Origin of the sequence: Pseudomonas sp. CP-1 (assembly GCF_021213715.1) — a bacterium.
In the GTDB taxonomy this organism is placed as follows: Bacteria; Pseudomonadota; Gammaproteobacteria; order Pseudomonadales; family Pseudomonadaceae; genus Pseudomonas; species Pseudomonas aeruginosa.
On sequence record NZ_JAJQKY010000058.1, the window covers coordinates 1 to 1160 of the forward strand.

The window sequence follows — 1160 nt, forward strand, 5'->3', positions numbered from 1 at the left end:
TCGATGATCTTGGCAACCACGCCGGCGCCAACGGTACGGCCGCCTTCGCGGATCGCGAAGCGCAGGCCATCTTCCATGGCGATCGGAGCGATCAGGGTGACAACCATCTTGATGTTGTCGCCCGGCATTACCATCTCTACGCCTTCCGGCAGTTCGCAGTTACCGGTCACGTCGGTGGTACGGAAGTAGAACTGCGGACGGTAGCCCTTGAAGAACGGGGTGTGACGACCACCTTCTTCCTTGGACAGCACGTACACTTCGCACTCGAACTTGGTGTGCGGCTTGATGGTGCCCGGCTTGGCCAGAACCTGGCCACGCTCTACGTCTTCACGCTTGGTGCCGCGCAGCAGGATACCAACGTTCTCACCAGCACGACCTTCGTCGAGCAGCTTGCGGAACATTTCAACGCCGGTGCAGGTGGTCTTGGTGGTCGCCTTGATGCCGACGATTTCCACTTCTTCCTGGACCTTGATGATGCCGCGCTCTACACGACCGGTTACCACGGTACCGCGGCCGGAGATCGAGAACACGTCTTCGATCGGCATCAGGAACGGCTGGTCGATGGCACGAACCGGCTCCGGAATGTAGGAGTCCAGGGTCTCTACCAGCTTCTGCACGGCGCTTACGCCGATGCCGTTGTCATCCTTGCCTTCCAGCGCCATCAGCGCGGAACCGATGATGATCGGAGTGTCGTCGCCCGGGAAGTCGTAGGTGTTCAGCAGATCGCGAACTTCCATCTCGACCAGTTCCAGCAGCTCGGCGTCGTCAACCATGTCGGCCTTGTTCAGGAACACGACGATGTAGGGAACGCCTACCTGGCGGGACAGCAGGATGTGCTCGCGGGTCTGCGGCATGGGGCCGTCGGCAGCCGAGCAAACCAGGATCGCGCCGTCCATCTGGGCAGCACCGGTGATCATGTTCTTCACGTAGTCGGCGTGACCGGGGCAGTCAACGTGGGCGTAGTGACGAACAGCGGAATCGTATTCAACGTGCGAGGTGTTGATGGTGATACCGCGGGCCTTTTCTTCCGGCGCGTTGTCGATCTGATCGAAAGCACGAGCGGAACCACCCCAGGTGTCGGAGCAGACCTTGGTCAGTGCAGCGGTCAGAGTGGTCTTGCCATGGTCAACGTGACCGATGGTGCCGACGTTGACGTGCGG

Annotated in this window: 1 protein-coding gene; it reads right to left on the reverse strand. The window is 60.6% G+C overall.

From position 1 onward, the window contains the following. On the reverse strand, positions 1-1160 hold a 1160-nt coding region (tuf, locus tag LT948_RS33035), incomplete at both ends, for an elongation factor Tu (RefSeq protein ID WP_017001851.1).